The organism is Pseudomonas asplenii (assembly GCF_900105475.1).
GTDB classification, from domain to species: domain Bacteria; phylum Pseudomonadota; class Gammaproteobacteria; order Pseudomonadales; family Pseudomonadaceae; genus Aquipseudomonas; species Aquipseudomonas asplenii.
Map to the genome: position 1 here is coordinate 3,671,169 of NZ_LT629777.1, position 13,427 is coordinate 3,684,595.

Below are 13,427 nucleotides of genomic sequence, written 5' to 3' on the forward strand. Positions count from 1 at the left end.
AAAAATCGCGGCGGTCTCGCCGCTCAACATCAGGTAGAATACGCGCCCGGTTTTTGGAGAAGCTCATGACCCTGCTCAAATTCAGCGATGTGTCCCTTGCTTTCGGCGCCATGCCGCTGTTGGACAAGGTGTCCTGGCAGATCGCCCGTGGAGAGCGGGTGTGCATCATCGGCCGCAACGGCACAGGCAAGTCCAGCATGTTGAAGCTGGTCAAGGGCGATCAGAAGCCCGACGACGGCTCTGTCTGGCGTGCCCCCGCGCTCAAGATCGGCGAATTGCCGCAAGAGCTGCCGGTGGCCGACGGCCGCACCGTGTTCGACGTGGTGGCCCAGGGCCTCGATGGTGTGGGTGAGCTGCTCGCTCAATATCACCACCTGAGTCAGAACATCGTCACCGATGCCGACCTGGACAAGCTGATGCACGTCCAGCATGACCTCGAGGCCCGCGACGGCTGGCGCCTGCAGACCCTGGTCGACAGCACGCTGAGTCGCCTGCAGCTGCCCGCCGACAAGACCCTGGCCGAATTGTCCGGTGGCTGGCGTCGGCGTGTGTTGCTGGCCCAGGCGCTGGTGGCCGAGCCCGACCTGCTGCTGCTCGACGAACCGACCAACCACCTGGATATCGGCGCGATCGCCTGGCTGGAAGAAGCCCTCAAGGACTTCCAGGGCGCGGTGTTGTTCATCACTCACGACCGTTCCTTCCTGCAGAACCTGGCCACTCGCATTCTTGAGCTCGATCGCGGCGGGCTGATCGACTGGAACGGCGACTACGCCAGCTTCCTGGTGCACAAGGAGGCCGCACTGGCAGCCGAGGAAACCGCCAACGCGCTGTTCGACAAGCGCCTGGCCCAGGAAGAAGTGTGGATTCGCCAGGGCATCAAGGCTCGGCGTACCCGTAACGAAGGCCGTGTCCGTGCGCTGAAGGCCTTGCGGGTCGAGCGCAGCGAACGGCGCGAGCGCACCGGCAAGGCGAACATCCAGCTCGATACCGCCGACAAGTCCGGCAAGCAGGTGATGGTCCTCGAGAACGTCAGTTTTGCCCACCCGGGCGGTCCGTTCCTGGTCAAGGACTTCTCCATGGTCCTGCAGCGCGGCGACCGGATCGGCTTGCTGGGGGCCAACGGTACCGGCAAGACCACTCTGCTGAAACTGATGCTCGGCGGTCTGGTGCCGACCAGCGGCAAGGTGGAGGAGGGCACCCGTATCGAGGTGGCCTATTTCGATCAGTTGCGCCATCAGCTCGACCTGGAAAAGACCGTGGTCGACAACGTCGCTGAAGGTCGCGATTTCATCGATATCGATGGCCAGAGCCGCCATGTGCTCAGCTATCTCGGTGACTTCCTGTTCAGCCCGCAGCGGGCGCGTACGCCGGTCAAGGCGCTGTCCGGTGGTGAGCGCGCGCGGTTGCTGCTGGCCAAACTGTTCAGTAAGCCGGCGAACCTGCTGGTACTCGACGAACCGACCAACGACCTCGATGTGGAAACCCTCGAGTTGCTGGAAGAGGTCCTGCTGACCTTCCAGGGCACCGTGCTGATGGTCAGCCACGACCGGGCATTCCTCGACAACGTGGTGACCAGCACCCTGGTGTTCGAAGGCGAGGGCAAGGTTCGCGAATACGTTGGCGGCTACCAGGACTGGCTGCGTCAGGGCGGTTCGCCACGCTTGCTCGGGGTGACCGAGAGCAAGTCGGGCAAGGCCGGGCTTGAGTCGGCGATCGTCAGTGCTCCCCCTGTGGCAGCGGCAACTGTGGCCGAAGTGCCTGCGGCGAAGAAGAAACTCAGCTACAAGCTGCAGCGCGAGCTGGAAGCCTTGCCGGGGGACATCGACGCCAAGGAGCAGCAGATCGCTGCGGTAGAGGCCGAAATGGCCGAGGCGGGCTTCTATCAGCGTCCGGCTGCCGAGACGACCGCCGTGCTTGCCAGGCTGGAGACGCTCCAGGCCGAGCTGGATGCAATGATGGAGCGCTGGGCCGAGCTGGATGCCTGATTGATCGCGCGGCAATAAAAAGCCCGGCTTCATTCTGTGAGGCCGGGCTTTTTGCAGGATGGCTGTGAGGCGGTGCCCTTGTAGGGGCAGGGCTTGCCCGCGAAGCTTTGGCGCTCTTGAGGGCCCATTCGCGGGCAAGCCCTGCTCCTGCAAAGGTTCCGTGTTTGTCAGCTCTTGCTTTGCAGGCGTACTGCGAGGACGTCGCAAGGGGCTCCGTGCAGCACGTCGTTGGCGGTGGAGCCGAGCAGCAGCGCCAGACCGTGGCGCCCGTGGCTGCCGACCACCACCAGGTCGCAGTGCTGTTCCTTGGCCAGGTGGTGAATCTCCTGGCGAGGCTGGCCGTAGGTCAGGTGGCAGTTGTCTTTCGACAGTTCGGGGTACTTGTTGATCAGCCGTTGCAGGCGCTCCTTGGCCTGATCGAACTGCTGTTGCTGCAGTTGGGAAAGATCCATCGGTACGTCGCCGCCAAAGGCCATGGCCATGGGCTCGACGATGTGTACCAGCGAAAGCTTGGCACTGTTGCTGACCGACAGTTCGCGTGCCCGCTGAATGACCGGGTCGCATTCTTCCGTCAGGTCGACGGCAACCAGAATGTGGTTGTAGGGCATGGAGGCACCTCCTGAGGATCGCAATTGTTTTAAGTATGGTTGGTTTAAAGCGGATTGGTTCTGCGTTGAATCAATCGCTCATCAATAATCTTCGGGGTGTAGAGATATGACGGTCTGGATAGTGGTGTCAATCCTGGCGGTGGTTCTCAGTCCTCTGGCATGGCTGCGACCCTCGCGTCGCCAGGGCGATAGGATGGCCCTGCGCATGGAGGCGCGACGCATTGGCCTGGGCATGCAACTGGCGCCGCAGGAGTGGCCGCATTGGCTGTCTCAGGAGCCGCCAAGCCCGTGTGCACAATATCATCGTCCACGGCGCGGCAAGGCGCCGGCATGCTGGAGCTATTGGCAAAGCGAGCCTGGCGTCTGGGTCAACCAGTGGCGCGAAGTGCTCGAAGATGAAGCCTTGCTGGTGCATTTTCGGACGTTGCCAGCCAATGTCTTCAAGGTCGAGGCGGATACGCAGATGATCGCGCTCTACTGGGCCGAGCGCGGCGAAGTGCAGGTGCTGCATGATATCGCCGCGGTGCTCAAGGCGCTGGCCTGACTCAGGTCGTTCCGTCGGAGCAAACGCTCTGGCGCCTGACCTTCATAAAAAGTGCTTCTATTTTCCACTAGGCTGTTTCTTGGGGTCTGGTAGGCCTGTTCCCGAATTTGTGCCTGATTACGTGGCTTCGCCTGTTATTGATTTTGTGAATGAAGCGCCATCAGGCCGGCTGCTGCGGCACCTGCGCGCCTGGAAAGTGACTGGAAAGTCGCATTTTTCGGGGTGTTTTCGGCAATTGACAATTGCCTCGAATTCCGTGAAGGTGTCCACACCCAAATCAAACGGGCGTATGAATTGAGCGTTTGTCTGACAGACGGCTCGTACAGAATCCCGATTATCGCGTCGACGGGTGTGCCTGGCGGCTTGGCGTAGCAGTGACGGTGACGTCAATGCCGGGCCAGAAGTTAGCGTCCGACGTGTACTGTTCAGCTTCCATATCGTGGAGATCAGTTGATGATTTACGAAGGTAAAGCCATCACGGTTAAGGCTCTTGAAAGTGGCATCGTCGAATTGAAATTCGACCTCAAGGGTGAGTCCGTCAACAAGTTCAACCGTCTGACCCTGAACGAACTGCGTCAGGCGGTGGACACCATCAAGGCCGATGCCTCGGTCAAGGGTGTGATCGTCAGCAGTGGCAAGGACGTGTTCATCGTCGGCGCCGACATCACCGAATTTGTCGACAACTTCAAGTTGCCAGATGCTGAACTCGTGGCGGGTAACCTCGAAGCCAACAGGATCTTCAGCGATTTCGAAGACCTGGCCGTTCCGACCGTTGCCGCGATCAACGGCATCGCCCTGGGTGGCGGTCTGGAAATGTGCCTGGCTGCGGATCTGCGGGTCATGTCCGCCAGCGCCAAGATCGGCCTGCCGGAAGTCAAGCTGGGCATCTACCCAGGCTTTGGCGGTACCGTTCGTCTGCCACGTCTGATCGGTGTGGATAACGCCATCGAGTGGATTGCCGCCGGCAAGGAAAACCGTGCCGAGGACGCCCTGAAAGTCGGCGCCGTCGATGCCGTGGTTGCCCCTGAACAACTGCAGCAGGCTGCCCTGGACCTGGTCAAGCGCGCAATCTCTGGCGAGATCGACTACAAGGCCAAGCGTCAGCCCAAGCTGGACAAGCTCAAGCTCAACGCCATCGAGCAAATGATGGCCTTCGAAACCGCCAAGGGTTTTGTCGCAGGTCAAGCCGGTCCGAACTACCCGGCGCCGGTCGAAGCCATCAAGACCATCCAGAAAGCCGCCAACTTCGGTCGTGACAAGGCGCTGGAGATCGAAGCCGCAGGTTTCGTGAAACTGGCCAAGACCTCGGCCGCGCAGAGTCTGATCGGTCTGTTCCTGAACGATCAGGAACTGAAGAAAAAGGCCAAGGCCTACGACGAAATCGCCAAGGACGTGAAGCAGGCCGCCGTACTCGGTGCCGGCATCATGGGTGGCGGTATCGCCTATCAGTCGGCATCCAAGGGCACGCCGATCCTGATGAAGGACATCAACGAGCACGGTATCGAACAGGGCCTGGCGGAAGCCGCCAAGCTGCTGGTCGGCCGCGTCGACAAGGGCCGCATGACCGCGGCGAAGATGGCCGAAGTGCTCAACGGCATTCGTCCGACGCTGTCCTACGGTGACTTCGGTCACGTCGACCTGGTGGTCGAGGCGGTCGTCGAGAACCCGAAGGTCAAGCAGGCGGTACTGGCTGAAGTGGAAGGCCAGGTCAAGGAAGATGCCGTGCTGGCATCCAACACCTCGACCATTTCCATCAGCCTGCTGGCCAAGGCCCTCAAGCGTCCGGAAAACTTCGTCGGCATGCACTTCTTCAACCCGGTGCACATGATGCCGCTGGTGGAAGTGATCCGTGGCGAGAAGTCCAGCGAACAGGCGGTCGCCACCACCGTGGCCTACGCCAAGAAGATGGGCAAGAACCCGATCGTGGTCAACGACTGCCCGGGCTTCCTGGTCAACCGCATCCTGTTCCCGTACTTCGGCGGTTTCGCCAAGCTGGTCAGTGCCGGTGTGGACTTCGTCCGTATCGACAAGATCATGGAGAAGTTCGGCTGGCCGATGGGCCCTGCGTACCTGATGGACGTGGTCGGTATCGACACCGGTCACCATGGTCGTGACGTGATGGCCGAAGGCTTCCCGGATCGCATGAAGGACGACCGTCGTTCGGCTGTCGATGCGCTCTACGAGGCCAAGCGCCTGGGGCAGAAGAATGGCAAGGGCTTCTACGCCTACGAGACCGACAAGCGCGGCAAGCAGAAGAAGGTGGCCGACCCGTCGGTGCTGGAAGTGCTCAAGCCGATCATCTACGAGCAGCGTGAAGTGACCGACGAGGACATCATCAACTGGATGATGATCCCGCTGTGCCTGGAAACCGTGCGTTGCCTGGAAGACGGTATTGTCGATACTGCCGCCGAAGCGGACATGGGCCTGGTCTACGGTATCGGTTTCCCTCCCTTCCGTGGTGGTGCGCTGCGTTACATCGACTCGATCGGTGTGGCCGAGTTCGTTGCCCTGGCTGACCAGTACGCCGATCTGGGCGCGTTGTACCACCCGACCGCGAAGCTGCGTGAAATGGCCAAGACCGGCCAGCGGTTCTTCGGTTAAGCGCCCACACTAGAGCGAGAGTGAACTATATGAGCTTGAATCCTAGAGACGTCGTGATTGTCGACTTCGGTCGTACTCCGATGGGCCGCTCCAAGGGCGGCATGCACCGCAACACCCGTGCCGAAGACATGTCGGCGCACCTGATCAGCAAGCTGCTGGAGCGTAACGCGAAGGTCGATCCGAACGAAGTCGAGGACGTGATCTGGGGCTGTGTCAACCAGACCCTGGAGCAGGGCTGGAACATCGCCCGCATGGCTTCGCTGATGACCCAGATCCCGCACACCGCCGCCGGCCAGACCGTCAGCCGTCTGTGTGGTTCGTCGATGAGCGCATTGCACACCGCCGCCCAGGCGATCATGACCGGCAACGGTGACGTTTTCGTCGTGGGTGGCGTCGAGCATATGGGACACGTGGGGATGATGCACGGTGTCGACCCGAACCCGCACATGTCGCTGTACGCGGCGAAAGCCTCGGGCATGATGGGTCTGACCGCCGAGATGCTCGGCAAGATGCACGGCATCACCCGTGAGCAGCAGGACGCCTTTGGCGTGCGCTCCCACCGGCTCGCCCACAAGGCGACCGTGGAAGGCAAGTTCAAGGACGAGATCATCCCGATGCAGGGGTATGACGAGGCGGGTTTCCTGAAGGTTTTCGACTACGACGAGACCATTCGTCCGGAAACCAGCCTGGAAAGCCTGGCGGCACTGAAGCCGGCGTTCAACCCCAAGGGCGGGACCGTGACTGCGGGCACTTCGTCGCAGATCACCGATGGTGCCTCGTGCATGATCGTGATGTCGGCGCAGCGTGCCCAGGATCTCGGGATCCAGCCGCTGGCGGTGATTCGTTCGATGGCGGTAGCGGGTGTCGATCCGGCGATCATGGGTTATGGTCCTGTACCTGCGACCCAGAAAGCTCTCAAGCGTGCCGGGTTGTCGATTTCCGATATCGACTTCTTCGAGCTCAACGAAGCCTTCGCCGCACAGGCCCTGCCGGTGCTGAAGGATCTGAAAGTGCTCGACAAGATGGACGAGAAGGTTAACCTGCACGGCGGCGCCATCGCTTTGGGTCACCCATTCGGTTGCTCCGGTGCGCGGATTTCCGGCACTCTGCTCAACGTGATGAAGCAGAATGGCGGTACCTTCGGGGTTTCCACCATGTGTATCGGCCTCGGCCAGGGCATTGCCACCGTCTTCGAACGCGTCTAAGCGTTTCGGTGACGGAAACCGGGGCCAGGTGCCCCGGTTTTTGTTTTTCTGAAATTTTTTATTTTATTTTGTAAGAGGGCCGATACATGACTTTGCAACCCGGGCTCTATCAGCACTACAAGGGGCCGCAGTACCGCGTTTTCAGCGTGGCACGGCATTCCGAGACCGAGGAGGAAGTGGTGTTCTACCAGGCGCTGTATGGCGAATACGGCTTCTGGGTGCGCCCTTTGAGCATGTTCCTGGAGTCGGTCGAGGTTGACGGCGAACGGGTCCCACGCTTTGCTTTGGTGCAGGCCGAGCCGAGTGTTTTTTCCAAGGCATGAGGGCAGGTCGCGCAGCACCCTGTGCTTGACCTCACCTTGTTGCCACTATATATAGCGGTGCCGCGCCAGTCGCGGGCTGCGCTCTCACTTCTAGCATTCAGGAATTTTCCGATCCATGGGCAAATCGCTGGTCATTGTGGAATCCCCGGCTAAGGCCAAGACCATCAACAAGTATCTGGGAACCCAGTACGTGGTGAAGTCGAGTATCGGCCATATCCGAGACCTGCCCACCAGCGGTTCCGCGAGCGCCGCCAAGGAGCCTGCCGCCAAGCGTGGCAAGGCCGCTGCTGGCGAGGCGCCTGTGCTCTCGGCCAAAGAGAAGGCACGCAAACAGCTGGTATCGCGTATGGGGGTCGACCCCGATCACGGCTGGAAAGCCCGCTACGAGATCCTTCCCGGCAAGGAGAAGGTGATCGAAGAGCTGCGCCGGCTCGCCAAGGATGCCGACACCATCTATCTCGCAACCGACTTGGATCGCGAGGGGGAAGCCATTGCCTGGCACCTGCGCGAAGCCATCGGTGGTGATGACAGCCGCTACAAGCGCGTGGTGTTCAACGAAATCACCAAGAAAGCGATCCAGGAAGCCTTCTCGGCGCCTGGCGAGCTGGATATCGACCGTGTCAACGCTCAGCAGGCGCGGCGTTTCCTTGATCGTGTGGTCGGCTACATGGTTTCGCCGCTGTTGTGGGCGAAGATCGCCCGTGGCCTGTCCGCCGGTCGCGTACAGTCGGTAGCGGTGAAGCTGGTGGTCGAGCGTGAGCGCGAGATCCGTGCGTTCAACCCGGAAGAGTACTGGGAAGTACATGCCGACCTCGGCACCGCCAAGGGCGCCAAGGTACGTTTCGACGTGGCACGGGAAAACGGCGAGGCCTTCAAGCCGCTGAACGAAGCCCAGGCCATGGCGGCGCTGGAGAAGCTCAAGGCGTCGGCATACACCATCGCCAAGCGCGAGGACAAACCGACCAGCAGCAAGCCGTCGGCCCCGTTCATCACCTCCACCCTGCAGCAGGCAGCGAGCAACCGCCTGGGCTTCGGGGTGAAGAAGACCATGATGATGGCCCAGCGTTTGTACGAAGCCGGCTACATCACCTATATGCGTACCGACTCCACCAACCTCTCGGCTGATGCCGTGGCGATGGCGCGCACTTACATCGAAGGCGAGTTCGGCGCGAAATACCTGCCGGCCGCTCCCAACGTCTACAGCAGCAAGGAAGGCGCCCAGGAGGCGCACGAAGCGATCCGGCCTTCGGACGTCAATGCCGACCCGAGCAAGCTGTCGGGCATGGAGCGCGATGCCGAGCGGCTTTACGAGCTGATCTGGCGCCAGTTCGTGGCCTGCCAGATGCTGCCGGCGCAATACCTGTCGACCACCGTCAGCGTTGCCGCTGGGGACTTCGAGCTGCGTGCCAAGGGCCGTATCCTCAAGTTCGACGGTTACACCCGGGTACTGCCACAACTGAGCAAGCCGGGCGACGACGATGTCCTGCCCGACATGGCCCAGGGCGAAGTGTTGAAGCTGATCACCCTCGATCCGAGCCAGCACTTCACCAAGCCGCCGGCGCGTTACTCCGAAGCCAGCCTGGTCAAGGAAATGGAAAAACGCGGTATCGGTCGCCCGTCGACCTATGCGGCGATCATTTCGACCATCCAGGACCGTGGTTACGTGGCCTTGCACAACCGTCGCTTCTACTCCGAGAAGATGGGCGACATCGTCACCGAGCGCCTGGCCGAAAGCTTCGCGAACCTGATGGACTACGGTTTTACCGCGGGCATGGAGGAAAACCTCGATGACGTGGCCCAGGGCGAACGTGACTGGAAGAACGTGCTCGACGAGTTCTATGGCGACTTCAAGAAGAAGCTCGAAGTGGCCGAGAGTGCGGAACACGGCATGCGTGCCAACCAGCCGGTGATGACCGATATCCCGTGCCAGACCTGTGGTCGGCCGATGCAGATTCGTACCGCTTCGACCGGTGTGTTCCTCGGTTGCTCGGGCTACAGCCTGCCGCCGAAAGAGCGTTGCAAGGCGACCGTGAACCTGGTCCCGGGTGACGAGATCGCTGCGGATGACGAGGGTGAGTCCGAATCCCTGGTGCTGCGCGGCAAGCATCGCTGCCCGATCTGCAGCACGGCAATGGATGCGTATCTGCTGGATGAGAAGCGCAAGCTGCACATCTGTGGCAACAACCCCGATTGTGCTGGCTACGAGATCGAAGAGGGCAACTACCGGATCAAGGGCTATGAAGGCCCGAGCCTGGAGTGTGACAAGTGCGGTAGCGAGATGCAGCTCAAGACTGGCCGTTTCGGCAAGTTCTTCGGCTGCACCAACCCGACCTGCAAGAACACGCGCAAGCTGCTCAGAAGCGGTGATGCGGCCCCGCCGAAAATGGATCCGGTGAAGATGCCGGAGCTCAAGTGCGAAAAGGTCGACGACACCTACATCCTGCGTGATGGCGCGTCCGGCCTGTTCCTGGCGGCGAGCCAGTTCCCGAAAAACCGCGAGACCCGTGCGCCGCTGGTACTCGAGATCGTTCCGCACAAGGCAGAAATCGATCCGAAGTATCACTTCCTCTGTGAAGCACCACAGAAGGACCCGGACGGTCGTCCGGCGGTCATCCGCTACAGCCGCAAGACCAAGGAGCAGTACGTGCAGACCGAGGTCGAGGGCAAGCCGACCGGCTGGAAGGCGTTCTACGACAGTGGCAAGTGGAAGGTGGAAGACAAGCGTCAGGGCGCCTGATTCGGTTGCCCCTTGGGCTCTGGTCTTCTCGGGTCCAGGGCCTGATGCAAGCCCAGGACTTGATGCAGGTGCCTGGTGATGCAAATCCCTGTAGGAGCAGGGCTTGCCCGCGAAGCTTTTGGCGTCCTTGAGGACCCATTCGCGGGCAAGCCCTGCTCCTGCAAGGGGGTTGCGTGTGGTCTCTTTTTGGGAGTGCGCCTTCATGGCCAACGAACTCTATACCCGTACCAACCAGAAGATCTTCTATGCTGGCCTGGCCCTGGAAGCCCTTGGCAAGGCCGAAGAGAGCCGGGCGATGAACGCGCTGGCGCTGACTCAGGCCGAGCGTGAAGCCGCGGTCTTTCATCTCTATGGCGCCTTGCTCGGGCTGTGCCATGAAATCGCCGGTTTCTACCGTCTGCCCCAGGCCAGCGCCCCGCGTGCGGAGCTGTTGCTGACCCGGGAGGTGCTGGAAGCCATCGCCATTCCGGAAATGGCCGAACTGGTGGAGCTGGCACACAGCCCGCAAACCTGGCTGGCCCGGCTGATCTCTGCGCACAGCGCGTTGTATCTGCCGCCCCAGGCGCCAAGAAAGCCCAAGGGCGATGTCTTGCAGCCATTGATCGAGGCGGTCAGCCTGGATGCAGAGGCCGCTCCGGAACTGGGGCGTGAAGAGCTGGAAAGCTGGCGGCAGAACCTCAAGGCGTTGGCGATCCGCTTTCGTGACGGACTCAGCGAATGTTGAGCGCTTTCGAGGGACGGTAGGTTCCGCCTGTCAGTTGTTCATCAAGCCGTAACGAAAGCTGTTGAGAACTTGAGCGGGTAGCCATGAATGACTGGTATGATACTAGAGGCCCGTACGCTGAATTCGCCTGTTCAAATTCGAATTGACCGTACAGGCCACTAGCCTTTCGTGGAGAACAGACTCTTATGCCTACGTCCTTTCTAGAAATTGTCGAGCTGCCGGACGGCCGTATCGAGCTGCGCCGAGCCGAGGACGAAGGTTCTCTGGTCACCCTGAATTTCTCTGAGGATGCCAAGGCGTTCCTGCAGGGCCAGCACGTCGAGGTGGCCAAGGCCATGTTGAGCGTGGGTGTGCAGATGGCAGGACGTTTGGTGGAAGGCGAAATCGACAAAGAAGACGGTCCGCGGGTTCTTCACTGATAGACGTGCCTGATTCCGGTGCGGTTGCGTGATGAAACGTTGGTCCTGATCGGCTTCTCTGTCCTGGAGAAGCCTCGTGAGTCTGTGCAAAGAGCCTGTTTGGCGTGCCTCTCGACTCTTCTTTAGCCCAAGCTTCAACCCAAACGAATGTTCAGGCTCTGTGCTTCGCCTTTGCGAGCGGCGTTGATCAGTTGCTGGCGAGCGCTGCTGCCCAGCGGATTCAACCAGCTGACTACCGTATGGCTACGTCCCAGGCGCAAGGCCTCGCAGGCCAATTGCTGAGCATTTTGGGCGCTGCTCGGTTGCAGTAGCAGGATCCGCTCGCGGTTCAGGCCGGCCTCGCGCAACCAGCTCTGGGTGACGCTGGCGGGCGGGGCGATCAGGGTCAACCAGCGGGCATCCTGATCCTGGCTCAGTTCACGCAGAATGGGGGCCAGCAGGCTCAGGCAATTCCCGCCACGCAACGATAATTCGCTGAACACCTCGGGCTGTGGGCTCCAGGGGGCCTCAATCACTTCCTTGAGGACAGGAGCCAGTGGCTGCGCCAGGAAGGCTTCGAACAAGGACAACTGTGCATGTTGCGGAGTCTGGAATTGCATGATGCCTCCTTCAGCGGCGAATGACGCCGACGCTCAAGCCTTCGATGACGAAATCCTGCTCTTTCAAATTGACTTCGATAGGGGCGAACTCGGGGTTCTCCGCCAGTAGCCAGACTTTGCTGCCTTCGCGCTTGAAACGTTTGACGGTGACTTCCTCGCCGATGCGTGCCACCACGATCTGGCCATTGCGCGCTTCGCGACAGGTGTGCACGGCCAGTAGATCGCCGTCGAAAATACCGACGTCCTTCATGCTCATGCCGTGAACGCGTAGCAGGTAGTCGGCGCGAGGGTGGAAGAAGGTCGGGTTGATGTTGCAGGATTCCTCGACATGCTGCTCGGCGAGGATGGGGGCGCCAGCGGCGACCCGGCCAATGATCGGCAGGGTGGATTCGTCGGCCTTGGCTTCGAAGCCGGGGATGCGAATGCCGCGCGAGGCGCCAGGCGTCATTTCGATCGCCCCCTTGCGTGCCAGGGCCTTGAGGTGTTCCTCGGCCGCGTTCGGGGACTTGAAGCCCAGCTCCAGGGCGATTTCCGCACGGGTGGGCGGATAGCCGTTGTCATCCAGGCAGCGTTTGATAAAAGCCAGAATCTCAGCTTGGCGGGGCGTCAGTTTTAGCATATCGATGGGCTCTGTCTTTTTATACAGTGACTGGAATTATATACAGTACGAGGCGCTTGGCAATCCTCCTTTTCAAGGTGCCCGCCGGACGGTTGCGGGAGGCGGTATCGATAGGCGCCATGAGCGGTGGACAACAGGTCGCGGGTTCTATGATTTAATACCTGACTGGCTGGCCGGGAATGGACCGGCAGACTTGACATTCCGTGGCCTGAAACGTATGTTTCAAACAAGTGTTTGTCAGACGGAATAGCCATGGCCCAGTCGGAAACCGTTGAACGTATTCTCGATGCTGCCGAGCAATTGTTCGCGGAAAAAGGTTTTGCCGAGACCTCGTTGCGATTGATCACCAGCAAGGCGGGGGTCAACCTCGCGGCGGTGAATTATCATTTCGGCTCGAAAAAAGCCCTGATCCAGGCGGTGTTCTCGCGTTTCCTCGGACCGTTCTGCGCCAGCCTTGATCGCGAACTGGAGCGGCGCCAGGCCAGGCCGGAGGTCAAGCCGAGCCTGGAAGAACTGCTGGAAATCCTCGTCGAACAGGCCTTGGTGGTACAGCCGCGCAGCGGCAACGACCTGTCGATCTTCATGCGTCTGCTCGGCCTGGCCTTCAGCCAGAGCCAGGGTCACCTGCGGCGTTACCTGGAAGACATGTACGGCAAGGTGTTCCGTCGCTACATGCTGCTGGTCAATGACGCTGCCCCGCGTATCCCGCCGATCGAGCTGTTCTGGCGCGTGCACTTCATGCTCGGTGCGGCGGCGTTCAGCATGTCCGGGATCAAGGCGTTGCGGGCGATTGCCGAGACCGACTTTGGCGTCAACACCTCGATCGAAACCGTGATGCGCCTGATGGTGCCGTTCCTCGCCGCCGGCATGCGTGCCGACAGCGGTGTGACCGACGAGACCATGGCCGCCGCGCAACTGCGCCCACGCAACAAATCGGCGGCGCCTGTCGTCAAGGCGTAACGCATTCGGGTGGGCGCGCAGGCCTTGATCCGCTAAGCTTGCCGCCCATGCCCGATGCCTTTGCGTTTCACTCTTTCCTTTTTTCTGTTCGTCTGCCGGATGC

At 60.8% G+C, this 13,427-nt stretch carries 12 protein-coding genes; 9 read left to right on the forward strand and 3 right to left on the reverse strand.

What is annotated here, in order from left to right; genetic code table 11:
* The first annotated feature begins 65 nt into the window (after positions 1-65).
* The gene (locus BLU37_RS16880; RefSeq protein WP_090206789.1) at positions 66-1,985 is read left to right on the forward strand and encodes an ATP-binding cassette domain-containing protein; all 1,920 of its coding nucleotides are present in this window, start codon (positions 66-68) and stop codon (positions 1,983-1,985) included.
* Positions 1,986-2,152: 167 nt separating this feature from the next.
* Here BLU37_RS16880 and BLU37_RS16885 read toward each other — a convergent pair whose 3' ends face one another.
* Positions 2,153-2,593: a universal stress protein gene (locus BLU37_RS16885; protein WP_090206792.1), complete on the reverse strand. Its 441-nt coding sequence runs from the start codon at positions 2,591-2,593 to the stop codon at positions 2,153-2,155.
* Positions 2,594-2,699: 106 nt separating this feature from the next.
* On the opposite strand from BLU37_RS16885, the gene BLU37_RS16890 reads away from it, so the two are divergent.
* The 7 genes from BLU37_RS16890 to BLU37_RS16925 all read left to right on the forward strand — a co-directional run bounded on the left by BLU37_RS16890 (position 2,700) and on the right by BLU37_RS16925 (position 11,146).
* A complete protein-coding gene (locus tag BLU37_RS16890; protein WP_010449621.1) occupies positions 2,700-3,137 on the forward strand; it encodes a hypothetical protein in 438 nt (145 codons plus the stop codon).
* A 453-nt stretch (positions 3,138-3,590) separates the two neighbouring features.
* Positions 3,591-5,738, forward strand: coding sequence for a fatty acid oxidation complex subunit alpha FadB (fadB, locus tag BLU37_RS16900; RefSeq protein WP_010449619.1), 2,148 nt, complete (start codon positions 3,591-3,593; stop codon positions 5,736-5,738).
* A gap of 29 nt (positions 5,739-5,767) precedes the next feature.
* Positions 5,768-6,943, forward strand: a complete 1,176-nt coding sequence (gene fadA / locus BLU37_RS16905) for an acetyl-CoA C-acyltransferase FadA (RefSeq protein WP_010449617.1) — start codon at positions 5,768-5,770, stop codon at positions 6,941-6,943.
* 86 nt (positions 6,944-7,029) lie between these two features.
* Positions 7,030-7,266: a DUF1653 domain-containing protein gene (locus tag BLU37_RS16910; protein ID WP_010449615.1), complete on the forward strand. Its 237-nt coding sequence runs from the start codon at positions 7,030-7,032 to the stop codon at positions 7,264-7,266.
* Between the two features lie 115 nt (positions 7,267-7,381).
* Positions 7,382-10,003, forward strand: a complete 2,622-nt coding sequence (topA, locus tag BLU37_RS16915; RefSeq protein ID WP_090206795.1) for a type I DNA topoisomerase — start codon at positions 7,382-7,384, stop codon at positions 10,001-10,003.
* Positions 10,004-10,205: 202 nt separating this feature from the next.
* Complete coding sequence (locus BLU37_RS16920; protein ID WP_090206798.1) at positions 10,206-10,727, forward strand: DUF6586 family protein; 522 nt, start codon at positions 10,206-10,208, stop codon at positions 10,725-10,727.
* A gap of 185 nt (positions 10,728-10,912) precedes the next feature.
* A complete protein-coding gene (locus BLU37_RS16925) occupies positions 10,913-11,146 on the forward strand; it encodes a hypothetical protein (RefSeq protein ID WP_029534231.1) in 234 nt (77 codons plus the stop codon).
* 134 nt (positions 11,147-11,280) lie between these two features.
* On the opposite strand, the gene sulA is transcribed toward BLU37_RS16925, so the two are convergent.
* Both sulA and lexA read right to left on the reverse strand, forming a co-directional pair.
* Entirely contained in the window at positions 11,281-11,745 is a 465-nt protein-coding gene (gene sulA, locus BLU37_RS16930; RefSeq protein ID WP_090206801.1) for an SOS-induced cell division inhibitor SulA, read from the reverse strand.
* A gap of 10 nt (positions 11,746-11,755) precedes the next feature.
* A complete protein-coding gene (gene lexA, locus BLU37_RS16935; RefSeq protein WP_010449606.1) occupies positions 11,756-12,364 on the reverse strand; it encodes a transcriptional repressor LexA in 609 nt (202 codons plus the stop codon).
* A gap of 252 nt (positions 12,365-12,616) precedes the next feature.
* On the opposite strand from lexA, the gene BLU37_RS16940 reads away from it, so the two are divergent.
* Positions 12,617-13,324: a TetR/AcrR family transcriptional regulator gene (locus tag BLU37_RS16940; RefSeq protein ID WP_010449603.1), complete on the forward strand. Its 708-nt coding sequence runs from the start codon at positions 12,617-12,619 to the stop codon at positions 13,322-13,324.
* Positions 13,325-13,427: the final 103 nt, after the last annotated feature.

Bases quoted from the DNA above. Each gene is read 5' to 3' on its own strand.
- topA (WP_090206795.1), top strand. From the start codon at position 7,382: ATGGGCAAATCGCTGGTCATTGTGGAATCCCCGGCTAAGGCCAAGACC.
- fadB (WP_010449619.1), top strand. From the start codon at position 3,591: ATGATTTACGAAGGTAAAGCCATCACGGTTAAGGCTCTTGAAAGTGGC.
- BLU37_RS16925 (WP_029534231.1), top strand. From the start codon at position 10,913: ATGCCTACGTCCTTTCTAGAAATTGTCGAGCTGCCGGACGGCCGTATC.
- BLU37_RS16890 (WP_010449621.1), top strand. From the start codon at position 2,700: ATGACGGTCTGGATAGTGGTGTCAATCCTGGCGGTGGTTCTCAGTCCT.
- BLU37_RS16910 (WP_010449615.1), top strand. From the start codon at position 7,030: ATGACTTTGCAACCCGGGCTCTATCAGCACTACAAGGGGCCGCAGTAC.
- BLU37_RS16885 (WP_090206792.1), bottom strand. From the start codon at position 2,593: ATGCCCTACAACCACATTCTGGTTGCCGTCGACCTGACGGAAGAATGC.
- sulA (WP_090206801.1), bottom strand. From the start codon at position 11,745: ATGCAATTCCAGACTCCGCAACATGCACAGTTGTCCTTGTTCGAAGCC.
- BLU37_RS16940 (WP_010449603.1), top strand. From the start codon at position 12,617: ATGGCCCAGTCGGAAACCGTTGAACGTATTCTCGATGCTGCCGAGCAA.
- fadA (WP_010449617.1), top strand. From the start codon at position 5,768: ATGAGCTTGAATCCTAGAGACGTCGTGATTGTCGACTTCGGTCGTACT.
- BLU37_RS16880 (WP_090206789.1), top strand. From the start codon at position 66: ATGACCCTGCTCAAATTCAGCGATGTGTCCCTTGCTTTCGGCGCCATG.
- BLU37_RS16920 (WP_090206798.1), top strand. From the start codon at position 10,206: ATGGCCAACGAACTCTATACCCGTACCAACCAGAAGATCTTCTATGCT.
- lexA (WP_010449606.1), bottom strand. From the start codon at position 12,364: ATGCTAAAACTGACGCCCCGCCAAGCTGAGATTCTGGCTTTTATCAAA.